19 protein-coding genes and 1 tRNA gene are annotated in these 23,349 nt (G+C 61.4%); all 20 read left to right on the top strand.

Features of this window, described 5'->3' with window-relative positions:
• Window positions 1-1,170: elongation factor Tu (gene tuf, locus C7411_RS35180; RefSeq protein WP_243413452.1), on the top strand; the 1,170-nt coding region annotated here is incomplete at its 5' end.
• A gap of 70 nt (window positions 1,171-1,240) precedes the next feature.
• Window positions 1,241-1,316: transfer RNA gene (locus C7411_RS35175), tRNA-Trp, on the top strand.
• A gap of 37 nt (window positions 1,317-1,353) precedes the next feature.
• Complete coding sequence (gene secE, locus C7411_RS35170; RefSeq protein ID WP_028208940.1) at window positions 1,354-1,734, top strand: preprotein translocase subunit SecE; 381 nt, start codon at window positions 1,354-1,356, stop codon at window positions 1,732-1,734.
• Window position 1,735: 1 nt separating this feature from the next.
• Entirely contained in the window at window positions 1,736-2,293 is a 558-nt protein-coding gene (gene nusG / locus C7411_RS35165) for a transcription termination/antitermination protein NusG (protein WP_028208939.1), read from the top strand.
• A 192-nt stretch (window positions 2,294-2,485) separates the two neighbouring features.
• Window positions 2,486-2,917, top strand: coding sequence for a 50S ribosomal protein L11 (rplK, locus tag C7411_RS35160; protein WP_027797945.1), 432 nt, complete (start codon window positions 2,486-2,488; stop codon window positions 2,915-2,917).
• Window positions 2,918-3,613, top strand: a complete 696-nt coding sequence (gene rplA / locus C7411_RS35155) for a 50S ribosomal protein L1 (protein WP_110388749.1) — start codon at window positions 2,918-2,920, stop codon at window positions 3,611-3,613.
• A gap of 323 nt (window positions 3,614-3,936) precedes the next feature.
• On the top strand, window positions 3,937-4,434 hold the full coding sequence (rplJ, locus tag C7411_RS35150) for a 50S ribosomal protein L10 (RefSeq protein ID WP_110388748.1): 498 nt from the start codon (window positions 3,937-3,939) through the stop codon (window positions 4,432-4,434).
• Between the two features lie 63 nt (window positions 4,435-4,497).
• Entirely contained in the window at window positions 4,498-4,872 is a 375-nt protein-coding gene (gene rplL, locus C7411_RS35145) for a 50S ribosomal protein L7/L12 (protein ID WP_027821097.1), read from the top strand.
• Window positions 4,873-5,248: 376 nt separating this feature from the next.
• Window positions 5,249-9,355 (top strand): DNA-directed RNA polymerase subunit beta, encoded by a 4,107-nt coding sequence (rpoB, locus tag C7411_RS35135; protein WP_110388746.1) that lies wholly within the window; start codon window positions 5,249-5,251, stop codon window positions 9,353-9,355.
• Between the two features lie 21 nt (window positions 9,356-9,376).
• Window positions 9,377-13,627, top strand: a complete 4,251-nt coding sequence (gene rpoC, locus C7411_RS35130) for a DNA-directed RNA polymerase subunit beta' (RefSeq protein ID WP_042272963.1) — start codon at window positions 9,377-9,379, stop codon at window positions 13,625-13,627.
• Window positions 13,628-13,874: 247 nt separating this feature from the next.
• Complete coding sequence (locus C7411_RS35125; protein ID WP_133253755.1) at window positions 13,875-14,204, top strand: hypothetical protein; 330 nt, start codon at window positions 13,875-13,877, stop codon at window positions 14,202-14,204.
• A 173-nt stretch (window positions 14,205-14,377) separates the two neighbouring features.
• Window positions 14,378-16,225 (top strand): DNA helicase RecQ, encoded by a 1,848-nt coding sequence (recQ, locus tag C7411_RS35120; RefSeq protein ID WP_110388744.1) that lies wholly within the window; start codon window positions 14,378-14,380, stop codon window positions 16,223-16,225.
• Window positions 16,226-16,501: 276 nt separating this feature from the next.
• Entirely contained in the window at window positions 16,502-16,882 is a 381-nt protein-coding gene (rpsL, locus tag C7411_RS35110; RefSeq protein ID WP_027797953.1) for a 30S ribosomal protein S12, read from the top strand.
• Between the two features lie 208 nt (window positions 16,883-17,090).
• Window positions 17,091-17,561 (top strand): 30S ribosomal protein S7, encoded by a 471-nt coding sequence (gene rpsG / locus C7411_RS35105; RefSeq protein ID WP_006053291.1) that lies wholly within the window; start codon window positions 17,091-17,093, stop codon window positions 17,559-17,561.
• 148 nt (window positions 17,562-17,709) lie between these two features.
• Window positions 17,710-19,812 carry an elongation factor G gene (gene fusA / locus C7411_RS35100; protein WP_110388743.1) on the top strand — a complete coding sequence of 701 codons (2,103 nt, stop codon included), beginning with the start codon at window positions 17,710-17,712 and terminating at the stop codon, window positions 19,810-19,812.
• A gap of 95 nt (window positions 19,813-19,907) precedes the next feature.
• Window positions 19,908-21,098 carry an elongation factor Tu gene (gene tuf, locus C7411_RS35095; RefSeq protein WP_110388742.1) on the top strand — a complete coding sequence of 397 codons (1,191 nt, stop codon included), beginning with the start codon at window positions 19,908-19,910 and terminating at the stop codon, window positions 21,096-21,098.
• A 137-nt stretch (window positions 21,099-21,235) separates the two neighbouring features.
• A complete protein-coding gene (rpsJ, locus tag C7411_RS35090; protein WP_017777154.1) occupies window positions 21,236-21,547 on the top strand; it encodes a 30S ribosomal protein S10 in 312 nt (103 codons plus the stop codon).
• Between the two features lie 211 nt (window positions 21,548-21,758).
• Window positions 21,759-22,418, top strand: coding sequence for a 50S ribosomal protein L3 (gene rplC / locus C7411_RS35085; protein ID WP_052406167.1), 660 nt, complete (start codon window positions 21,759-21,761; stop codon window positions 22,416-22,418).
• Window positions 22,418-23,038, top strand: a complete 621-nt coding sequence (rplD, locus tag C7411_RS35080) for a 50S ribosomal protein L4 (RefSeq protein ID WP_028206512.1) — start codon at window positions 22,418-22,420, stop codon at window positions 23,036-23,038. The genes rplC and rplD overlap by 1 nt, the downstream gene beginning before the upstream one ends.
• Window positions 23,035-23,349: a 50S ribosomal protein L23 gene (gene rplW, locus C7411_RS35075; RefSeq protein ID WP_028206513.1), complete on the top strand. Its 315-nt coding sequence runs from the start codon at window positions 23,035-23,037 to the stop codon at window positions 23,347-23,349. The genes rplD and rplW overlap by 4 nt, the downstream gene beginning before the upstream one ends.

The raw sequence follows: 23,349 nt of genomic DNA, 5'->3' as shown, positions 1-23,349 counted from the left end.
CGGACCAAGCCGCACGTGAACGTGGGCACGATCGGTCACGTTGACCACGGCAAGACCACGCTGACGGCAGCGATCACGACGGTTCTGACCGCGAAGTTCGGCGGCGAAGCGAAGGCGTACGACCAGATCGACGCAGCGCCGGAAGAAAAGGCACGTGGTATTACCATCAACACCGCGCACGTCGAGTACGAAACGGCTAACCGCCACTACGCACACGTCGACTGCCCGGGCCACGCCGACTACGTGAAGAACATGATCACGGGCGCGGCGCAGATGGACGGCGCGATCCTGGTGTGCTCGGCCGCTGACGGCCCGATGCCGCAAACGCGTGAGCACATCCTGCTGGCCCGTCAGGTTGGCGTGCCTTACATCATCGTGTTCCTGAACAAGTGCGACATGGTGGACGACGCCGAGCTGCTCGAGCTGGTCGAAATGGAAGTGCGCGAGCTGCTGTCGAAGTACGACTTCCCGGGCGACGACACGCCGATCATCAAGGGTTCGGCCAAGCTGGCGCTGGAAGGCGACAAGGGCGAGCTGGGTGAAGTGGCGATCATGAACCTGGCCGACGCACTGGACACGTACATCCCGACGCCGGAGCGTGCGGTTGACGGCGCGTTCCTGATGCCGGTGGAAGACGTGTTCTCGATCTCGGGCCGCGGCACGGTGGTGACGGGTCGCGTCGAGCGCGGCATCATCAAGGTTGGCGAGGAAATCGAAATCGTCGGTATCAAGCCGACGGTGAAGACGACCTGCACGGGCGTGGAAATGTTCCGCAAGCTGCTCGACCAGGGTCAGGCGGGCGACAACGTGGGTATCCTGCTGCGCGGCACGAAGCGTGAAGACGTGGAGCGTGGCCAGGTTCTGGCCAAGCCGGGTTCGATCACGCCGCACACGCACTTCACGGCTGAAGTGTACGTGCTGAGCAAGGACGAAGGCGGCCGTCACACGCCGTTCTTCAACAACTACCGTCCGCAGTTCTACTTCCGTACGACGGACGTGACGGGCTCGATCGAGCTGCCGAAGGACAAGGAAATGGTGATGCCGGGCGACAACGTGTCGATCACGGTGAAGCTGATCGCGCCGATCGCGATGGAAGAAGGTCTGCGCTTCGCGATCCGCGAAGGCGGCCGTACCGTCGGCGCCGGCGTGGTTGCAAAGATCATCGAGTAAGTTTTTGCCAGTCTCGTTGATCGACTGGGTGGTTTCGGGGTTGGCGATGCCGCCAACCCCAAAATGGTTTAGGGGTATAGCTCAACTGGCAGAGCGTCGGTCTCCAAAACCGAAGGTTGGGGGTTCGATTCCCTCTGCCCCTGCCAACTTCTCGCGCCTCGGCGCGTTGTTCTTTAAGGTGTTATGGCGAATCCTTCCGTCGAAACTGTTAATACTTCCAGCGACAAGCTGATGCTTGCGGCGGGCGTATTGTTGGTTGTGGCCGGGTTCGTAGGGTTCTACTGGCTCGGTAGCCAGGAGTGGTATGTCCGCGGTGCGGCGCTCGCAGTGGGCGTGATCGCGGGGGTGGTAGTCGGTCTTCTCTCGGCGCCCGGCAAGAGCTTCATCGCGTTTGCCAAAGACTCGTACAAGGAAGTTCGCAAGGTCGTCTGGCCGACTCGCAAAGAGGCTACGCAAACGACGCTGGTGGTCTTCGGTTTTGTGCTGGCAATGGCCATCATTCTGTGGGTTTGCGACAAATCCATCGAGTGGGTGATTTTCTCGGCGATTCTGGGTTGGAAATGATATGAGCGATACACCGGCATCCCCGAGCGGAAAACGTTGGTATGTGGTGCACGCCTACTCCGGCATGGAGAAGAGCGTGCAACGTGCGCTTCAGGAGCGCATCGAACGTGCTGGCATGCAGGACAAGTTTGGCCAGATCCTCGTTCCGACTGAAGAGGTGGTCGAGGTGAAGGGTGGTCACAAATCGGTGACCGAACGTCGTTTCTTCCCGGGCTATGTTCTGGTTGAGATGGAAATGACGGACGAAACGTGGCACCTCGTGAAGAACACGGCAAAGGTGACCGGTTTCGTCGGCGGGGCGCGCAATCGCCCGAGCCCGATTTCGCCGCGCGAAGTCGAAAAGATCATGTCGCAGATGCAGGAAGGCGTTGAGAAGCCGCGCCCCAAGACCCTGTTCGAAGTCGGCGAGATGGTCCGCGTGAAGGAAGGTCCGTTCACGGACTTCAACGGCAGCGTCGAAGAAGTCAACTACGAGAAATCGCGCGTTCGGGTCTCTGTCACCATTTTCGGTCGCGCTACACCGGTCGAACTCGAATTCGGCCAGGTCGAAAAGCTGTAAATCGAATATCCACGGATCGCGCCCCGGGTGCGATCCGTTTTTCCGCGCTTACGGTCCGCGTTATGGCCGTAGAGGAGCGCTAGTAGTCCAGTCGGCTGCCAATGTCGTCAAAGCAGTTGGCACAGCGAAGATTGTGGCGAACGCGCGCTACCACTCACCAGAACGCTCACGCGTTCCAAAGAGGTTTTCAACATGGCAAAGAAAATCATCGGCTTTATCAAGCTGCAGATTCCTGCAGGTAAGGCCAATCCGTCGCCGCCGGTCGGCCCGGCACTGGGTCAGCGCGGCCTGAACATCATGGAGTTCTGCAAGGCGTTCAACGCGCAGACTCAAGCCATGGAGCCGGGTCTGCCGGTTCCGGTCGTGATCACGGCATTCGCGGACAAGAGCTTCACGTTCATCCTGAAGACGCCGCCGGCTACGGTTCTGATCAAGAAGGCAGCGAAGGTCGACAAGGGTTCGGCCAAGCCGCACACCGACAAGGTCGCTACGATCACCCGCGCGCAAGCCGAGGAAATCGCCAAGACCAAGATGCCGGACCTCACGGCAGCCGATATGGATGCAGCGGTTCGCACGATCGCTGGTAGCGCCCGCTCGATGGGCATCGTCGTGGAGGGCGTGTAAATGGCTAAGGTTTCCAAGCGTCAAAAGGCACTGGCTGCCAAGATCGACCGCCAAAAGCAGTACCCGATCGGCGACGCACTGTCGCTCGTGAAAGAATGCGCCACGGCGAAGTTCGACGAGTCGATCGACGTTGCCGTGCAGCTCGGCATCGATGCGAAGAAGTCGGACCAGGTCGTTCGCGGCTCGGTCGTTCTGCCCGCCGGTACCGGCAAGTCGGTCCGCGTTGCAGTCTTCGCCCAAGGTGAAAAGGCTGAACAAGCCAAGGCGGCAGGCGCAGAGATCGTCGGTATGGAAGACCTCGCCGAGCAGATCAAGGGCGGCAACCTGAACTTCGACATCGTGATCGCTTCGCCGGACACGATGCGCGTCGTCGGTACGCTCGGTCAGATCCTCGGCCCGCGTGGCCTCATGCCGAACCCGAAGGTCGGTACCGTGACGCCGGACGTGGCGACCGCGGTCAAGAACGCGAAGGCGGGTCAGGTGCAATTCCGTGTCGACAAGGCCGGTATCATCCACGCGACCATCGGCCGTGCATCGTTCGAGCCGGCAGCGCTGCGCACCAACCTGGACGCGCTCCTCGACGCGCTGACCAAGGCGAAGCCGGCAACGAGCAAGGGCGTGTACCTGCGCAAGATCGCTGTCTCGAGCACGATGGGCGTTGGCGTTCGCGTCGACCAGACGTCGCTCGCAGCGTAACAAGTTTTGCCGCGCTGAAGTTCGAAACGAAGCTGGGTCGGATCGCAGCGCGGATTTAAAGGGCTTTGGGCGGTTGTGCAGCGGCAGCAAGCGCGGCGCAACCGGTTGTCAAAGACCGTTGGCGGAAGTGCAGTAGTTGGGTGTTTCCTTAATGTAAAGCCAACGCAGATGGCGAACCCGAAAAGGTTTTGAAGTGCTGTAGTAAGTGGAAGCGGGCGGTAACGCCCGACGAAGCGAGCTGAGTTACTCCGGACTGGTCGGTCGCCGTTGTTGAACGCGGCACATGTAGCGAAAGCAAAGTGTGTCGAATCTGGAGGTTAACCGTGCCACTGAACAAAGAAGATAAGCAGGCCGTCGTGGCTGAAGTCTCCGCGCAAGTCGCGAAGGCTCAGACCGTCGTGTTGGCCGAGTATCGTGGAATCGCGGTTGGCGATCTGACCAAGCTGCGCGCGAAAGCGCGTGAGCAGCAGGTGTACCTCCGCGTGTTGAAGAACACGCTGGCGCGTCGCGCTGTCGAAGGTACCCCGTTTGCTCCGCTGGCAGAGCAGATGACTGGCCCCCTGATCTACGGCATCTCGGAAGATGCCATTGCTGCTGCGAAGGTCGTCAATGACTTCGCGAAGGGCAATGACAAGTTGGTCATCAAGGCTGGTTCCTACGAAGGCAAGGTGATGGACAAGGCAGGCGTGCAAGCGCTGGCCAACATCCCGAGCCGCGAAGAACTGCTCTCGAAGCTGCTGTTCGTTATGCAGGCTCCGGTTTCCGGTATGGCGCGCGCTCTGGCCGCGCTGGCGGAAAAGAAGCAAGCCGAAGCTGCTTAATAACGACAGGCAAGCGAGAAAGATCGCTAGCTGTTTCCGAATTCAAATCTGGAGTAATTACAAATGGCAATCGCAAAAGAAGACATCCTCGAAGCCGTCGGCTCGATGTCGGTTCTCGAACTGAACGAACTGGTCAAGGCTTTCGAAGAGAAGTTTGGCGTGTCGGCAGCTGCTGTGGCAGTCGCTGGCCCGGCAGGCGGCGGCGCTGCTGCTGCTGCTGAAGAGCAGACCGAATTCACGGTCAACCTGCTCGAAGCCGGCGCAAACAAGGTTTCGGTCATTAAGGCCGTTCGCGAACTGACGGGTCTCGGCCTGAAGGAAGCGAAGGACCTGGTCGACGGCGCACCGAAGCCCGTGAAGGAAGCGGTGCCCAAGGCTGCTGCTGAAGAAGCGAAGAAGAAGCTGGAAGAAGCCGGCGCGAAGGCTGAAATCAAGTAAGTTTCAGCGCGCTGTGCGAAGGCTGGCGGTTTTTACACCGCCGGCCTTTTTGTGCTTTGTGGGTTCTGCGTTTTTGTGTTCGATTTTTTAGAAGTCGGAGGCGGGATGCGGGACCCAGAAGCCAAAGAAAAACGTCTTTCGCCGGGTGAGGGCCTCAAGGGCTCCATCAGGGCGCACGACGCTTCTCTTTGTCTTCTGAAGCGACTGCAGAAGGCAAGTTTGGTCGGGCAGCGGGCACGTTATGACAAGCCGAAATCCGTTGCCGTCAGCCAGCGGTTGGTAGAGGCCAACCACCAAGCTTCCAGGGCTCGCGAAGCCATCGGGTCTCAGTCGGTGAACACTCGGGTCGTCCTACCCGCCGTGATTCGGAGATCGTATGCACTATTCCTTCACCGAGAAGAAGCGTATTCGCAAGAGTTTCGCGAAACGCCCCATCGTTCACCAGGTTCCTTTCCTGCTGGCTACCCAGCTTGAATCATTCAGCACATTCCTGCAAGCAGAAACGGCGACCGCACAACGCAAACCGGAAGGTCTGCAGGCAGCGTTTTCGTCCGTTTTCCCTATTGTTTCCCATAACGGCTTTGCTCGTCTAGAGTTCGTCAGCTACATGCTGTCGTCGCCGGCATTCAACATCAAGGAATGCCAGCAACGCGGCCTGACGTACTGCTCGGCGCTGCGCGCCAAGGTCCGTCTCGTCCTGCTCGACAAGGAATCGCCGAGCAAGCCGGTCGTGAAGGAAGTGAAGGAGCAGGAAGTGTACATGGGCGAAATTCCGCTCATGACGCCTACCGGTTCGTTCGTCATCAACGGCACCGAGCGTGTCATCGTCTCGCAGCTGCACCGCTCGCCTGGCGTGTTCTTCGAACACGACAAGGGCAAGACGCACAGCTCGGGCAAGCTGCTCTTCTCGGCCCGTATCATTCCTTACCGCGGTTCGTGGCTCGACTTCGAGTTCGACCCGAAGGACGTGCTGTACTTCCGCGTCGACCGTCGCCGCAAGATGCCGGTCACGATCCTGCTGAAGGCGATCGGCCTCACGCCGGAACAGATCCTCGCGAACTTCTTCGTGTTCGACAACTTCACGCTGATGCCGGAAGGCGCGCAGATGGAGTTCGTGCCGGAGCGTCTGCGTGGTGAAGTCGCGCGCTTCGACATCAGCGATCGCGAAGGCAAGGTCATTGTCCAGAAGGACAAGCGCATCAACGCGAAGCACATTCGCGACCTCGAAAGCGCGAAGACGACGTACATTTCGGTCCCCGAAGATTATCTGCTCGGCCGCGTTCTCGCGAAGAACGTCGTCGACGGCGACACGGGCGAAGTGATCGCGAACGCGAACGACGAGATCACCGAAAGCGTGCTCGAGAAGCTGCGCGAAGCGAAGATCAAGGACATCCAGACGCTCTACACGAACGATCTGGACCAGGGTCCGTACATCTCGTCGACGCTGCGTATCGACGAAACCGCCGACAAGATGGCCGCGCGCATTGCGATCTACCGCATGATGCGTCCGGGCGAGCCGCCGACCGAAGAAGCGGTCGAGGCGCTGTTCAACCGCCTGTTCTACAGCGAAGAAGCGTACGACCTCTCGAAGGTGGGTCGTATGAAGTTCAACCGCCGCGTCGGCCGCGACGAAATCGTCGGCCCGATGACGCTGCAGGACGACGACATCCTCGCGACCATCAAGATCCTCGTCGAGCTGCGCAACGGCAAGGGCGAAGTGGACGACATCGACCACCTCGGCAACCGTCGCGTGCGTTGCGTGGGCGAACTCGCGGAAAACCAGTTCCGCGCGGGTCTCGTGCGCGTCGAACGTGCCGTGAAGGAACGCCTCGGCCAGGCCGAAAGCGAAAACCTGATGCCGCACGACCTGATCAACTCGAAGCCGATTTCGTCGGCGATCCGCGAGTTCTTCGGTTCGTCGCAGTTGTCGCAGTTCATGGACCAGACCAACCCGCTCTCGGAAATCACGCACAAGCGTCGTGTTTCCGCACTGGGCCCGGGCGGTCTGACGCGTGAGCGCGCAGGCTTCGAAGTCCGCGACGTGCACCCGACCCACTATGGCCGCGTGTGCCCGATCGAGACGCCGGAAGGTCCGAACATCGGTCTGATCAACTCGCTCGCTCTGTACGCGCACCTGAACGAATACGGCTTCCTCGAAACGCCGTATCGCAAGGTGGCTGACGGCAAGGTGACCGACCAGATCGACTACCTGTCGGCGATCGAAGAAGGCCGTTACGTGATCGCTCAGGCGAACGCCGCAGTGGCCGAAGACGGTACGCTGACCGACGAACTGGTGTCGTCGCGTGAAGCGGGCGAAACGCTGATGGTCACGCCGGACCGCATCCAGTACATGGACGTGGCGCCGTCGCAGATCGTCTCGGTTGCCGCCTCGCTGATCCCGTTCCTCGAGCACGACGACGCGAACCGTGCACTGATGGGCTCGAACATGCAGCGTCAGGCCGTGCCTTGCCTGCGTCCGGAAAAGCCGGTCGTCGGTACGGGCATCGAGCGCACGGTTGCGGTCGACTCGGGTACGACGGTTCAGGCGCTGCGTGGCGGCGTGGTCGACTACGTCGACGCAGGCCGTATCGTGATTCGCGTGAACGACGATGAAGCCGTCGCCGGTGAAGTCGGCGTGGACATCTACAACCTCATCAAGTACACGCGTTCGAACCAGAACACGAACATCAACCAGCGCCCGATCGTGAAGATGGGCGACAAGGTTGCGCGCGGCGACGTGCTGGCCGATGGCGCATCGACCGATCTGGGCGAGCTCGCGCTCGGCCAGAACATGCTGATCGCGTTCATGCCGTGGAACGGCTACAACTTCGAAGACTCGATCCTGATCTCGGAGAAGGTGGTGGCGGACGACCGTTACACGTCGATCCACATCGAAGAACTGAATGTCGTGGCACGCGACACGAAGCTCGGACCGGAAGAAATCACGCGCGACATTTCGAACCTCGCGGAAGTGCAGCTTGGCCGTCTCGACGAGTCGGGCATCGTGTACATCGGCGCGGAAGTCGAAGCGGGCGACGTGCTCGTGGGCAAGGTCACGCCGAAGGGCGAAACCCAGCTCACGCCGGAAGAAAAGCTGCTGCGCGCGATCTTCGGCGAGAAGGCTTCGGACGTGAAGGATACGTCGCTGCGCGTGCCCTCGGGCATGAGCGGCACCGTCATCGACGTGCAGGTGTTTACGCGTGAAGGCATCCAGCGCGACAAGCGCGCACAACAGATCATCGACGATGAACTGAAGCGCTATCGCCTCGACCTGAACGACCAGCTGCGCATCGTGGAAGGCGACGCGTTCCAGCGTCTCGCACGCATGCTCGACGGCAAGGTCGCGAACGGCGGTCCGAAGAAGCTCGCGAAGGGCACGAAGATCGAGCGCGCGTACCTCGAAGATCTGGATCACTACCACTGGTTCGACATCCGCCTCGCGGACGAAGAAGCCGCGGCGCAGCTCGAAGCGATCAAGAACTCGATCGAAGAGAAGCGTCACCAGTTCGATCTGGCCTTCGAAGAGAAGCGCAAGAAGCTCACGCAAGGCGACGAACTGCCGCCGGGCGTGCTGAAGATGGTCAAGGTGTACCTCGCGGTGAAGCGCCGTCTGCAGCCTGGCGACAAGATGGCAGGCCGTCACGGTAACAAGGGCGTGGTGTCGAAGATCGTTCCGATCGAAGACATGCCGTACATGGCCGACGGCCGTCCGGCAGACGTCGTGCTGAACCCGCTCGGCGTGCCGTCGCGGATGAACGTGGGCCAGGTTCTCGAAGTGCACCTCGGTTGGGCCGCGAAGGGTCTGGGCTGGCGTATCGGCGAAATGCTGCAGCGTCAGACGAAGGTTGCGGAGCTGCGTGAATTCCTCACGAAGATCTACAACGAATCGGGCCACAAGGAAGACCTCGACAGCTTCAGCGACGACGAAATCTTCGAACTCGCGAAGAACCTGCGCGAAGGCGTGCCGTTCGCAACGCCGGTGTTCGACGGTGCGACCGAAGAGGAAATGTCGAAGATGCTCGACCTGGCGTTCCCGGACGACATCGCGGCGAACCTCGGCATGACGCCCTCGAAGAACCAGGTGCGTCTGTACGACGGCCGCACGGGCGAGATGTTCGAGCGTACGGTCACCGTGGGCTACATGCACTACCTGAAGCTGCACCACCTTGTCGACGACAAGATGCACGCGCGTTCGACGGGTCCGTACTCGCTCGTGACGCAGCAGCCGCTGGGTGGCAAGGCGCAATTCGGTGGTCAGCGCTTCGGTGAAATGGAAGTGTGGGCGCTCGAAGCGTATGGCGCTTCGTATGTGCTGCAGGAAATGTTGACGGTGAAGTCCGATGACGTGACGGGCCGGACGAAGGTGTACGAGAACCTCGTCAAGGGCGACCACGTGATCGACGCGGGCATGCCGGAATCCTTCAATGTGCTGGTGAAGGAAATCCGCTCGCTCGGCATCGACATCGACCTCGACCGCAACTAATCGGACTACGGAGAGAAGGCAATGAAAGCTCTGCTCGATCTATTCAAGCAAGTCCAACAAGAAGAAGTTTTTGACGCGATCAAGATCGGTCTGGCCTCGCCGGACAAGATCCGCTCGTGGTCGTTCGGCGAAGTGAAGAAGCCGGAGACCATCAACTACCGTACCTTCAAGCCGGAACGGGATGGTCTGTTCTGCGCGAAGATCTTCGGGCCGATCAAGGACTACGAGTGCCTGTGCGGCAAGTACAAGCGCCTGAAGCACCGTGGCGTGATCTGCGAGAAGTGCGGCGTTGAAGTGACGCTCGCGAAGGTGCGCCGCGAACGCATGGGCCACATCGAGCTGGCCTCGCCGGTCGCGCACATCTGGTTCCTGAAGTCGCTGCCGTCGCGTCTGGGCATGGTGCTCGACATGACGCTGCGCGACATCGAACGCGTGCTGTACTTCGAGGCATACGTGGTGATCGAACCGGGCATGACGCCGCTGAAGGCGCGGCAGATCATGACCGAAGAGGATTACTACAACAAGGTCGAGGAATACGGCGACGAATTCCGTGCCGAGATGGGCGCGGAAGGCGTGCGCGAGCTGCTGCGCGCGATCAACATCGACGAGCAGGTCGAGACGCTGCGCACCGAGCTGAAGAACACCGGCTCGGAAGCGAAGATCAAGAAGTACGCGAAGCGCCTGAAGGTGCTCGAGGCCTTCCAGCGTTCGGGTATCAAGCCCGAATGGATGGTGCTCGAAGTGCTGCCGGTGCTGCCGCCCGAATTGCGTCCGCTGGTGCCGCTCGACGGCGGCCGTTTCGCGACTTCGGACCTGAACGATCTGTATCGCCGTGTCATCAACCGTAACAACCGTCTGAAGCGTCTGCTCGAGCTCAAGGCGCCGGAGATCATCGTCCGCAACGAAAAGCGGATGCTCCAGGAAGCCGTGGACTCGCTGCTCGACAACGGCCGTCGCGGCAAGGCGATGACGGGCGCCAACAAGCGTCCGCTGAAGTCGCTCGCCGACATGATCAAGGGTAAGGGCGGCCGCTTCCGTCAGAACCTGCTGGGCAAGCGCGTGGACTACTCGGGCCGTTCGGTCATCGTGGTGGGTCCGACGCTCAAGCTGCACCAGTGCGGTCTGCCGAAGCTGATGGCGCTCGAACTCTTCAAGCCGTTCATCTTCAACAAGCTGGAAACGATGGGCGTTGCGACGACCATCAAGGCTGCGAAGAAGGAAGTCGAGAACCAGACGCCGGTGGTGTGGGACATCCTCGAAGAGGTGATCCGCGAGCATCCGGTCATGCTCAACCGTGCGCCGACGCTGCACCGTCTCGGCATTCAGGCTTTCGAGCCGGTGCTGATCGAAGGCAAGGCAATCCAGCTGCACCCGCTCGTTTGCGCGGCGTTCAACGCCGACTTCGACGGCGACCAGATGGCTGTTCACGTTCCGCTGTCGCTCGAAGCGCAGATGGAAGCGCGTACGCTCATGCTCGCGTCGAACAACGTCCTGTTCCCGGCCAACGGCGATCCGTCGATCGTGCCGTCGCAGGATATCGTGCTGGGCCTGTACTACGCCACGCGTGAAGCGATCAACGGCAAGGGCGAAGGCATGACGTTCACGGGCGTGTCGGAAGTGCTCCGCGCGTACGAGAACAAGGAAGTCGAACTGGCTTCGCGCGTGAACGTGCGGATTACCGAAATGGTCCACAACGAGGACAAATCGGAAGGCGCACCGGCATTCGTGCCGAAGGTCTCGCTGTACGCAACGACCGTTGGCCGTTCGATCCTGTCGGAAATCCTGCCGCCGGGTCTGCCGTTCTCGGTGCTGAACAAGCCGCTGAAGAAGAAGGAAATTTCGCGTCTGATCAACACCGCGTTCCGCAAGTGCGGTCTGCGCGAAACGGTGATCTTCGCCGACCAGCTGATGCAGTCGGGCTTCCGCCTCGCAACGCGCGCCGGTATTTCGATCTGTGTGGACGACATGCTCGTGCCGCCGCAGAAGGAAACCATCGTCGGCGAAGCCGCGAAGAAGGTGAAGGAGTACGACCGTCAGTACATGTCGGGTCTCGTCACCGCGCAGGAACGCTACAACAACGTGGTCGACATCTGGTCGAATACGTCGGAAGCGGTCGGCAAGGCGATGATGGAGCAGCTCTCGACGGAACCGGTGATCGACCGCGACGGCAAAGAAACGCGTCAGGAATCGTTCAACTCGATCTACATGATGGCCGACTCGGGCGCGCGGGGTTCCGCGACGCAGATTCGCCAGCTGGCGGGGATGCGCGGCCTGATGGCGAAGCCGGACGGCTCGATTATCGAAACGCCGATTACCGCGAACTTCCGCGAAGGTCTGAACGTGTTGCAGTACTTCATCTCGACCCACGGTGCACGTAAGGGTCTGGCTGATACGGCACTGAAGACCGCGAACTCGGGTTACCTGACGCGTCGTCTCGTCGACGTGACGCAGGATCTCGTGGTCGTCGAGGACGATTGCGGCACGTCGAACGGCGTGGCGATGAAGGCCCTCGTGGAAGGCGGTGAAGTCGTCGAGGCGCTGCGCGACCGTATTCTCGGCCGCGTCGCGGTGGCGGACGTCGTCAATCCGGAAACGCAGGAAACGATCTACGCTTCGGGCGACCTGCTCGACGAAGACGCGGTCGAAACGATCGAAAGCCTCGGCATCGACGAAGTGCGCGTGCGCACGCCGCTCACCTGCGAAACGCGCTACGGTCTGTGCGCCGCGTGCTACGGCCGCGACCTCGGCCGCGGCTCGCGCGTGAACGTCGGCGAAGCCGTCGGCGTGATCGCGGCACAGTCGATCGGCGAACCGGGCACGCAGCTCACGATGCGTACGTTCCACATCGGTGGTGCGGCGTCGCGTGCGGCAGTGGCCTCGTCGGTGGAAGCCAAGTCGAACGGTACCGTGCGCTTCACGGCGACGATGCGTTACGTCACGAATGCGAAGGGCGAGCAAGTCGTCATCTCGCGTTCGGGCGAAGCCATCATCGCCGACGATCACGGCCGCGAGCGCGAGCGTCACAAGGTGCCGTACGGCGCGACGCTGCTGCAGCTCGATGGCGCAGCGATCAAGGCCGGCACGCAGCTCGCGACGTGGGATCCGCTCACGCGTCCGATCATCACCGAGTACGGCGGTACGGTGAAGTTCGAGAACGTCGAGGAAGGCGTGACCGTGGCCAAGCAGATCGACGACGTCACGGGTCTGTCGACCCTCGTCGTGATCGACGTGAAGCGCCGCGGCTCGCAGGCTGCGAAGAGCGTGCGTCCGCAGGTCAAGCTGCTCGACGCGAACGGCGACGAAGTGAAGATCCCGGGCACGGAGCATTCTGTGCAGATCGGCTTCCAGGTCGGCGCACTGATCACCGTGAAGGACGGTCAGCAGGTGCAGGTCGGTGAAGTGCTCGCACGTATCCCGACCGAAGCCCAGAAGACGCGTGACATTACCGGTGGTCTGCCGCGTGTGGCGGAACTGTTCGAAGCCCGTTCGCCGAAGGACGCAGGTATCCTGGCGGAAGTCACGGGTACGACGTCGTTCGGTAAGGACACGAAGGGCAAGCAGCGTCTCGTTATCACGGACCTCGAAGGCAATCAGCACGAGTTCCTGATCGCGAAGGAAAAGCAGGTGCTGGTCCACGACGGTCAGGTCGTCAACAAGGGCGAAATGATCGTGGACGGCCCGGCCGATCCGCACGACATCCTGCGTCTGCAGGGTATCGAAGCGCTGTCGCGCTACATCGTGGACGAAGTGCAGGACGTGTACCGTCTGCAGGGCGTGAAGATCAACGACAAGCACATCGAAGTGATCGTGCGTCAGATGCTGCGCCGTGTGCAGATCACCGACAACGGTGATACGCGCTTCATCCCGGGCGAGCAGGTTGAGCGTTCGGACATGCTGGACGAAAACGACCGCATGAACGCGGAAGACAAGCGTCCGGCAACGTACGAGAACGTGCTGCTCGGTATCACGAAGGCGTCGCTCTCGACCGATTCGTTCATCTCGGCGGCATCGTTCCAGGAAACGACCCGCGTGCTGACCGAAGCGGCGATCATGGGCAAGCGCGACGATCTGCGTGGTCTGAAGGAAAACGTGATCGTCGGCCGTCTGATTCCGGCTGGTACGGGTCTCGCCTTCCACAAGGCGCGCCGTGCGAAGGAATCGTCGGATCGCGAGCGTTTCGACCAGATCGCAGCGGAAGAAGCGTTCGAGTTCGGTACGCCGGAAACCCCGGCCGCCGAGCAGCCGCAACAGCCGCATACGACGGACGAGTAAGCGCGGGGCGGCGCAAGCCGCCTTTCGCTGCGGGCTCGAATGCCCACGCCAAAGCCGCCTGGTTTCCACCGGGCGGCTTTTTTGTTGGCGCTGGCACTTTTCGCTCAAGCCTGCGGCCTCGTGCCGCAGTGCCGGTCCGCTCGCTGCGCGCGTCGGTGAGGCGTGCTAACGTAGCGCGCCAAGTCCGCCTGTGCGGGTCTTTTCGTACGACACCGGCGGTATTTATCTGAATCTGGAGGCGGTAATCATGTGGGTGGTCGGGGTCGGTCTCATCCTGAATCTGGTGGCGTGCGTCGCCAGCTTTTCGCAGCTGCTGCATCACGTCAGCAACCAGTCCGCAGCGAACTTCTTTGCGACCTTCCTCGTGATGTGGGCATTCCTGATCATCGGTTTCATCATGCTGCTGGCGGGCCGGGTCAAGGGCGGCGCCGCGCTGCTCACGATCGGCTCGCTGACGTTCGTCGGCGCCAACGTCGTACTCTTCGGCGCGAGCGTATTTGCGATCGCCGCCGCGGTCGTGGCCCTCGTGACGATCGTCGGTGCGTTTCGGGTCGTGCGCCGGCGCCTCGTTGCCTGACGTACCCGCTTCGCCCGGGTTGTTCGCGTTTGGGTTCGCGTTCGCCGTCTGCGAGCGCGACTTGCGCGGTTTCTCCTGGCCGAATGGCCAATCTTCACGGTGGCGGCGGTTAAGGCTCGTCCGGGTTGGTAAAATCCTGCCCACCGCCTTAGCTTCGCACGCTCACCGCATTCATGTCCCGTTCCCTCGAAATCCTCAACGAAGTCTTCGGCTATCCCGCGTTTAGAGGGCAGCAAGCCGAAATCGTCGAGCACGTCGCAGGGGGCGGCGATTCGCTGGTGCTCATGCCGACCGGCGGCGGCAAATCGCTCTGTTACCAGATTCCGGCGCTCGTACGGCACGAAGCCGGGCTCGGTGCCGGCATCGTCGTGTCGCCGCTCATCGCGCTCATGCAGGACCAGGTGGCCGCGCTCACGGAAGTGGGCGTGCGCGCCGCTTATCTCAACTCGACGCTGAGCGGCGCCGAAGCGGCGGCTACCGAGCGGGCGCTGCGCGAGGGCGATCTCGACCTGCTTTACGTCGCGCCCGAGCGCCTCATGACGCCGCGCTTTCTCGACCTGCTCGAGCGCACGCGCATTGGTCTCTTCGCGATCGACGAAGCGCACTGCGTCTCGCAGTGGGGCCACGACTTCCGGCCCGAATATATCCAGCTTTCGGTGCTGCACGAGCGCTTTCCGAACGTGCCGCGCATCGCGCTCACGGCAACGGCCGACGCCATCACGCGCAACGAGATCGCGCACCGTCTCGCACTCGACGACGCCCGTGTGTTCGTCTCGAGCTTCGACCGGCCGAACATCCGCTACCGCATCGTCGAGAAGGACAATGCGCGCTCGCAGTTGCTCGACTTCATCCGCGCGGAGCATACGCGCGCCGACGGCACCACGGATGCCGGCGTCGTGTATTGCCTCTCGCGCCGCAAGGTCGAGGAAACGGCGGAGTGGCTGAAAGGGCAGGGGTTGCGCGCGCTGCCGTACCACGCCGGCATGGAATTCGAGGTGCGCCAGAAGCACCAGGAACTGTTCCAGCGCGAGGAGGGGGTGGTGATGTGCGCCACCATCGCGTTCGGCATGGGCATCGACAAGCCGGACGTGCGTTTCGTCGCGCATCTGGATTTGCCCAAGAGCGTGGAAGGCTACTACCAGGAAACCGGCCGCGCGGGGCGCGACGGGCTGGCGGCCAACGCGTGGATGGCCTACGGTCTCGGCGACGTGGTGCAGCAGCGCAAGATGATCGACGAGTCCGAAGCCGACGAGCAGCACAAGCGTGTGCAAACAGGCAAGCTCGACGCGCTGCTCGGCCTGTGCGAAGCGGCCACATGCCGGCGCGTGCGCCTGCTCGCGTACTTCGGCGAAGAGAGCAAGCCATGCGGCAACTGCGATACCTGCCTCGAGCCGCCCGCCACCTGGGACGCCACGCGCGAGGCTCAAATGGCGCTCTCGTGCGTGTTCCGCGCGCAGCGCGCGAGCGGCTTCAATTTCGGCGCCGGCCACCTGATCGACATCCTGCGCGGCAATCGCAACGAGAAGATCCTGCAGCGCGGGCACGAGAAGATCTCCACCTTCGGCATCGGCTCGGCGCTTTCGGAGCCGGAATGGCGCGCGATCTTCCGGCAACTGGTGGCATTCGGTTATCTCACCGTCGACCACGACGGCTACGGCTCGCTCGTGCTCACCGAGGCGAGCAAGCCGGTGCTCAAGGGCGAGCAGAGTGTCACGATGCGCCGTTACGTGAAGCCCACGCGCACACGCACGTCGTCGAGCCGCACGAGTGAGCGCGCCGATCCGACCCTTGGCATGAGCCCGCGTCAGCGTTCGCGCTGGGAGCGCCTGCGTCTGTGGCGTACCGAAACCGCGAAGAGCGAGGGCGTGCCGGCCTACGTCATCTTCCACGATGCCACGCTGGCGGAAATCGCGCGCAACGGCCCGGAGTCGGTGGACGAGCTGCGCGACATCCCGGGCATCGGGGCGCGCAAGCTCGAACGCTTTGGCGAGGAGCTTGTCGAGGTCGTCGGCGACGAATAAGGCGCGCCGTTTCCCGCCGGGCGTTCCGGGTATTGCGGGCGCGGCCCGATTGTCACGGCGCTGTCACTTCCTCCGTCGTCCGAAATGTCGCAAACCATTGACTCGCTTGGTCTTTTCGGAATATCATGCTGGGTTCCGGTCTTTGGGATGTCTGTGCTCGTCAATTAATTTGACGAAAACTAACGTCAAATTGCCCAATCCGGAGCTCGATACGCGTGGCTTTCCGCTTTGCCCGGAAAGAAATGCGTCGATTTTGTTCAATTTCAGGAATAAACAATGCCAACCATCAATCAACTGGTTCGCAAAGGCCGCGCTTCGGAAGCTACGAAGAGCAAGTCGCCGGCCCTGCAGGACTGCCCGCAGCGTCGCGGCGTGTGCACCCGTGTGTACACGACGACGCCGAAGAAGCCGAACTCGGCACTCCGTAAGGTCGCCAAGGTGCGCCTGACGAACGGCTTCGAAGTCATTTCGTACATCGGTGGTGAAGGCCACAACCTGCAGGAACACTCGGTCGTGCTGATTCGCGGCGGCCGTGTGAAGGACTTGCCGGGTGTGCGTTACCACATGGTTCGTGGCTCGCTGGATACCCAGGGCGTCAAGGATCGTAAGCAGGCTCGTTCGAAGTACGGCGCGAAGCGCGCGAAGGCTGCGAAGTAAGCAGCCGGGTTGTACGGGTCGTCGTGCTCGCAGGAGTGCCGGCGATAAAAGCGACAGGTGCCGGATTGGCCGGTGCTGTCGAGTAAGTGGTCACCCGACCAGGCTGGTAAGTCCGGGGAAGTAAAACCCGGGATGAATCGGGTTAGTTGGTGGCCGCGGAGCGCAAGGTTTGAACCCGCGCTTCAACTGAAAAGTTAAAGGAAGAAACATGCCGCGTCGTCGCGAAGTCCCCAAGCGGGAAGTGTTGCCGGATCCGAAGTTCGGCAACGTTGATGTAGCCAAGTTCATGAACGTGCTGATGCTCTCCGGCAAGAAGTCGGTTGCCGAGCGTATCGTGTACGGCGCTTTCGAACAGATCCAGACCAAGGGTGGCAAGGACCCGCTGGAAGTGTTCACTGTCGCGCTCAACAACGTGAAGCCGGTGGTGGAAGTGAAGAGCCGCCGCGTTGGTGGTGCGAACTATCAGGTTCCGGTCGAAGTGCGCCCCTCGCGTCGTATGGCATTGGCGATGCGTTGGCTGCGTGAAGCCGCGAAGAAGCGCAGCGAGAAGTCGATGGCCCTGCGTCTGGCAGGTGAACTCTCCGAAGCGGCCGAAGGCCGTGGCGGCGCGATGAAGAAGCGCGACGAAGTTCACCGGATGGCAGAAGCGAACAAGGCGTTCTCGCACTTCCGCTTCTAAGAGAAGGCCCCTACCGGGGTTTGCTCCAAAAACGGAAAAAATTCCGGGCGGGTGCGCTTATCGAGCGCCTCGCCCGTTTGTGTTCAGGCGCGTTGGGATCAACCCGGTCGGGATCGATCCGGCGCGCACCTCCCGATAGAGGATCAAAGTGGCTCGCAAGACTCCTATCGAGCGCTACCGTAACATCGGTATTAGCGCTCACATCGACGCCGGCAAGACGACGACGACCGAGCGCATTCTGTTTTACACCGGCGTGAACCACAAGATTGGTGAAGTTCACGACGGCGCCGCGACCATGGACTGGATGGAGCAGGAACAGGAGCGTGGCATCACGATCACGTCCGCTGCTACGACCGCGTTCTGGAAGGGCATGGGCGGTAACTACCCCGAGCACCGCATCAACATCATCGACACCCCGGGCCACGTCGACTTCACGATTGAAGTCGAGCGCTCGATGCGCGTGCTCGACGGCGCGTGCATGGTCTACTGCGCAGTGGGCGGCGTGCAGCCGCAGTCGGAAACGGTGTGGCGTCAGGCGAACAAGTACAAGGTTCCCCGTCTCGCGTTCGTCAACAAGATGGACCGTACCGGCGCGAACTTCTTCAAGGTCTACGACCAGCTGAAGAACCGCCTGAAGGCGAACCCGGTTCCGGTCGTGGTGCCGATCGGCGCAGAAGAAAACTTCAAGGGCGTCGTCGACCTCCTGAAGATGAAGGCGATCATTTGGGACGAGGCCTCGCAAGGCACGAAGTTCGACTACGTCGACATCCCGGCTGAACTCGTTGACACGTGCAACGAGTGGCGCGAAAAGATGATCGAGTCGGCCGCCGAAGCCAGCGAAGAGCTGATGGAAAAGTACCTCGGCGGCGAAGAGCTTTCGGAAGCCGAAGTCGTCAAGGCGCTGCGCGACCGTACGATCGCTTGCGAAATCCAGCCGATGCTGTGCGGCACCGCGTTCAAGAACAAGGGCGTGCAGCGCATGCTCGACGCCGTGATCGACTTCCTGCCGTCGCCGGTGGACATTCCCCCGGTCAAGGGCGAGCTCGAAAACGGCGAAACCGCCGAGCGTAAGGCTTCGGACGAAGAGAAGTTCTCGGCACTCGCGTTCAAGATCATGACCGACCCGTTCGTCGGCCAGCTGATCTTCTTCCGCGCGTACTCGGGCATCGTCAACTCGGGCGACACCGTGCTGAACTCGACCAAGGGCAAGAAGGAACGCCTTGGCCGTATTCTGCAGATGCACGCGAACAACCGTGAAGAAATCAAGGAAGTTCGTGCCGGCGACATCGCTGCAGCCGTTGGCCTGAAGGAAGCGACCACGGGCGACACGCTGTGCGACCCGCAGCACCCGATCGTTCTGGAACGCATGGTGTTCCCGGAGCCGGTGATTTCGCAGGCTGTCGAGCCGAAGACCAAGGCTGACCAGGAAAAGATGGGCCTCGCCCTGAACCGCCTGGCGCAGGAAGACCCGTCGTTCCGCGTCCAGACGGACGAGGAATCGGGCCAGACCATCATTTCGGGCATGGGCGAACTCCACCTCGAAATTCTGGTCGACCGCATGAAGCGCGAATTCAACGTGGAAGCGACCGTCGGCAAGCCGCAGGTTGCCTACCGCGAAACGATCCGCGCAACGGCGAAGGACGTGGACGGCAAGTTCGTCAAGCAGTCGGGTGGTCGCGGCCAGTACGGCCACGCGGTCATCACGCTCGAGCCGAACGAGCAGGGCAAGGGCTACGAGTTCCTGGACGAGATCAAGGGCGGTGTGATTCCTCGCGAATTCATCCCGGCGGTCGACAAGGGTATCCAGGACACGCTGAAGGCTGGCGTGCTGGCGGGCTTCCCGGTCGTCGACGTCAAGGTTCACCTGACGTTCGGTTCGTACCACGACGTCGACTCGAACGAAAATGCGTTCCGCATGGCCGGTTCGATGGCGTTCAAGGAAGCCATGCGCAAGGCCCAGCCGGTCATCCTCGAACCGATGATGGCTGTGGAAGTCGAAACGCCGGAAGACTACATGGGCAACGTGATGGGCGACCTGTCGGGCCGTCGCGGTATCGTCCAGGGCATGGAAGACATGGTTGGCGGCGGCAAGATCGTTCGCGCCGAAGTGCCGCTGTCGGAAATGTTCGGCTACTCGACGTCGCTGCGCTCGCTGACGCAAGGTCGTGCAACGTACACGATGGAATTCAAGCACTACGCAGAAGCACCGCGTAACGTGGCCGACGCGATCATCAGCGCGAAGGCGAAGTAAGCATCGGCGCTCATTTGAGCACGCAGCGGACCCGGCATGGGCCGGGTCCGCGTAGCACAGTCACCGATTCACCACTTTTTTGAAAGAAGAGAAACATGGCAAAAGGTAAATTCGAACGGACCAAGCCGCACGTGAACGTGGGCACGATCGGTCACGTTGACCACGGCAAGACCACGCTGACGGCAGCGATCACGACGGTTCTGACCGCGAAGTTCGGCGGCGAAGCGAAGGCGTACGACCAGATCGACGCAGCGCCGGAAGAAAAGGCACGTGGTATTACCATCAACACCGCGCACGTCGAGTACGAAACGGCTAACCGCCACTACGCACACGTCGACTGCCCGGGCCACGCCGACTACGTGAAGAACATGATCACGGGCGCGGCGCAGATGGACGGCGCGATCCTGGTGTGCTCGGCCGCTGACGGCCCGATGCCGCAAACGCGTGAGCACATCCTGCTGGCCCGTCAGGTTGGCGTGCCTTACATCATCGTGTTCCTGAACAAGTGCGACATGGTGGACGACGCCGAGCTGCTCGAGCTGGTCGAAATGGAAGTGCGCGAGCTGCTGTCGAAGTACGACTTCCCGGGCGACGACACGCCGATCATCAAGGGTTCGGCCAAGCTGGCGCTGGAAGGCGACAAGGGCGAGCTGGGTGAAGTGGCGATCATGAACCTGGCCGACGCACTGGACACGTACATCCCGACGCCGGAGCGTGCGGTTGACGGCGCGTTCCTGATGCCGGTGGAAGACGTGTTCTCGATCTCGGGCCGCGGCACGGTGGTGACGGGTCGCGTCGAGCGCGGCATCATCAAGGTTGGCGAGGAAATCGAAATCGTCGGTATCAAGCCGACGGTGAAGACGACCTGCACGGGCGTGGAAATGTTCCGCAAGCTGCTCGACCAGGGTCAGGCGGGCGACAACGTGGGTATCCTGCTGCGCGGCACGAAGCGTGAAGACGTGGAGCGTGGCCAGGTTCTGGCCAAGCCGGGTTCGATCACGCCGCACACGCACTTCACGGCTGAAGTGTACGTGCTGAGCAAGGACGAAGGCGGCCGTCACACGCCGTTCTTCAACAACTACCGTCCGCAGTTCTACTTCCGTACGACGGACGTGACGGGCTCGATCGAGCTGCCGAAGGACAAGGAAATGGTGATGCCGGGCGACAACGTGTCGATCACGGTGAAGCTGATCGCGCCGATCGCGATGGAAGAAGGTCTGCGCTTCGCGATCCGCGAAGGCGGCCGTACCGTCGGCGCCGGCGTGGTTGCAAAGATCATCGAGTAAATCGGGTAGAATACCCGGCTTGCTGTAGCAGTTGATGTACCCAGGGACCACCTCGCGGCGCCTTGCCGCGGGGTGGTCCTGCGCTCTTTATATCGTCTGGCGGCGCAAGTCCGCCTCGCTCTTTTCAAGGAATCGTCATGCAGAACCAAAAAATCCGTATCCGTCTGAAGGCTTTCGACTACCGTCTGATCGACCAGTCGGCTGCTGAAATCGTCGATACGGCGAAGCGCACGGGCGCAATCGTCCGCGGTCCGGTGCCGCTGCCGACGCGTATCCAGCGTTTCGACATCCTGCGTTCGCCGCACGTCAACAAGACGTCGCGCGACCAGCTCGAAATCCGTACGCACCTGCGCCTGATGGACATCGTCGACCCGACGGACAAGACCGTTGACGCGCTGATGAAGCTGGACCTCCCGGCTGGCGTGGACGTCGAAATCAAGCTGCAGTAAGAGTCTCGAGCGCCGCCGGAATCTTCGGGTGGCGCTAAGTCTTTGATTGCTTGCGGAAAACGAGGAAGGACGTTATACTTGACGTCTTTTCGCGCGTTTGCGCAAAAAATCGGTGTGTCCCTTTCGAGCCCGTCTGTCAAAAGCGCCTCGAAAACATGCCGGTACTTTGTAAATTAGCCCCGACCAATCGCAGTCGGGAATGGAGAAAACGATGAGCCTTGGACTCGTAGGTCGCAAGGTTGGCATGACCCGTATCTTCACGGCCGAAGGGGATTCGATTCCCGTGACCGTGCTGGACGTGTCCGACAACCGCGTGACGCAGATCAAGACTGTTGAAACCGACGGCTACACGGCCGTGCAGGTTGCTTTCGGTACTCGCCGCGCATCGCGCGTGACGAAGCCGCTCGCAGGTCATCTCGCCAAAGCTGGCGTTCAAGCCGGTGAAATCCTCAAGGAATTCCAGATCGACGCCGCTAAGGCCGCCGAACTGTCCGCTGGCGCCGTGATCGGTGTGGAACTCTTCGAAGAAGGCCAGAAGATCGACGTGCAAGGCACCTCGATCGGTAAGGGCTACGCCGGTACCATCAAGCGTTACAACTTCGCTTCGGGTCGTGCTTCGCACGGTAACTCGCGCTCGCACAATGTGCCGGGCTCGATCGGTATGGCGCAGGATCCGGGTCGCGTGTTCCCGGGCAAGCGCATGACCGGTCACATGGGTGACGAAACCGTGACGGTGCAAAACCTCGAAATCGCCCGTATCGACGCAGAGCGCAAGCTGCTGCTGGTCAAGGGTGCCGTGCCGGGTGCAAAGGGCGGCAAGGTTTTCGTGACGCCCGCCGTCAAGGCGCGCGCCAAGAAAGGAGCGCAATAATGGAACTGAAGCTCCTGAACGCTAATGGTCAGGAAGGCGCAGCTGTCAACGCGTCGGACGTCGTGTTCGGCCGTGACTACAACGAAGCGCTGATCCACCAGATCGTTATCGCCTACCAGGCGAACGCGCGCAGCGGTAACCGCGCGCAGAAGGACCGCGAACAGGTCAAGCACACCACCAAGAAGCCGTGGCGTCAGAAGGGTACGGGCCGCGCTCGTGCCGGTATGTCGTCGAGCCCGCTGTGGCGCGGCGGTGGTCGCATCTTCCCGAATTCGCCGGAAGAAAACTTCTCGCACAAGGTCAACAAGAAGATGCATCGCGCAGGTCTCTGCTCGATCTTCTCGCAGCTGGCCCGCGAAGGCCGTATCTCGGTCGTCGAAGAGCTCTCGCTCGAAGCGCCGAAGACGAAGCTGCTGGCCGAAAAGTTCAAGGCCATGGGTCTCGAATCCGTGCTGGTCATCACCGACACGGTCGACGAGAACCTGTATCTCGCGTCGCGCAACCTGCCCCACGTGGCAGTCGTTGAGCCGCGTTTTGCCGACCCGCTCTCGCTGATCTACTTCAAGAAGATCCTGATCACGAAGGCAGCGGTCGCCCAGATCGAGGAGTTGCTGTCATGAGCGAGATTCGCAAGAACGATCATCGTTTGATGCAGGTCCTGCTCGCACCGGTGATCTCCGAAAAGGCGACGCTGGTTGCGGAGAAGAACGAACAAGTCGTCTTCGAAGTCGCGCCGGACGCGAACAAGCAGGAAGTCAAGGCTGCTGTCGAGCTGCTGTTCAAGGTGGAAGTCGAGTCCGTCAACGTGCTGGTCCAGAAGGGCAAAGCCAAGCGCTTTGGCCGCTTCAACGGCAAGCGCAAGGACGTGAAGAAGGCGTATGTCTGCCTGAAGCCCGGCCAGGAAATCAACTTTGAAGCGGAGGCCAAGTAA

This window comes from Paraburkholderia silvatlantica (assembly GCF_003096715.1).
Classification (GTDB): domain Bacteria; phylum Pseudomonadota; class Gammaproteobacteria; order Burkholderiales; family Burkholderiaceae; genus Paraburkholderia; species Paraburkholderia silvatlantica.
This window is presented reverse-complemented; position numbering and strand designations above follow the sequence as displayed.

Bases quoted from the DNA above. Each gene is read 5' to 3' on its own strand.
- rplK (WP_027797945.1), top strand. From the start codon at position 2,486: ATGGCAAAGAAAATCATCGGCTTTATCAAGCTGCAGATTCCTGCAGGT.
- rpoC (WP_042272963.1), top strand. From the start codon at position 9,377: ATGAAAGCTCTGCTCGATCTATTCAAGCAAGTCCAACAAGAAGAAGTT.
- rplL (WP_027821097.1), top strand. From the start codon at position 4,498: ATGGCAATCGCAAAAGAAGACATCCTCGAAGCCGTCGGCTCGATGTCG.
- rplD (WP_028206512.1), top strand. From the start codon at position 22,418: ATGGAACTGAAGCTCCTGAACGCTAATGGTCAGGAAGGCGCAGCTGTC.
- recQ (WP_110388744.1), top strand. From the start codon at position 14,378: ATGTCCCGTTCCCTCGAAATCCTCAACGAAGTCTTCGGCTATCCCGCG.
- tuf (WP_110388742.1), top strand. From the start codon at position 19,908: ATGGCAAAAGGTAAATTCGAACGGACCAAGCCGCACGTGAACGTGGGC.
- secE (WP_028208940.1), top strand. From the start codon at position 1,354: ATGGCGAATCCTTCCGTCGAAACTGTTAATACTTCCAGCGACAAGCTG.
- rplA (WP_110388749.1), top strand. From the start codon at position 2,918: ATGGCTAAGGTTTCCAAGCGTCAAAAGGCACTGGCTGCCAAGATCGAC.
- rpoB (WP_110388746.1), top strand. From the start codon at position 5,249: ATGCACTATTCCTTCACCGAGAAGAAGCGTATTCGCAAGAGTTTCGCG.
- rplW (WP_028206513.1), top strand. From the start codon at position 23,035: ATGAGCGAGATTCGCAAGAACGATCATCGTTTGATGCAGGTCCTGCTC.
- rpsJ (WP_017777154.1), top strand. From the start codon at position 21,236: ATGCAGAACCAAAAAATCCGTATCCGTCTGAAGGCTTTCGACTACCGT.
- rplC (WP_052406167.1), top strand. From the start codon at position 21,759: ATGAGCCTTGGACTCGTAGGTCGCAAGGTTGGCATGACCCGTATCTTC.
- C7411_RS35125 (WP_133253755.1), top strand. From the start codon at position 13,875: ATGTGGGTGGTCGGGGTCGGTCTCATCCTGAATCTGGTGGCGTGCGTC.
- rpsL (WP_027797953.1), top strand. From the start codon at position 16,502: ATGCCAACCATCAATCAACTGGTTCGCAAAGGCCGCGCTTCGGAAGCT.
- rpsG (WP_006053291.1), top strand. From the start codon at position 17,091: ATGCCGCGTCGTCGCGAAGTCCCCAAGCGGGAAGTGTTGCCGGATCCG.
- nusG (WP_028208939.1), top strand. From the start codon at position 1,736: ATGAGCGATACACCGGCATCCCCGAGCGGAAAACGTTGGTATGTGGTG.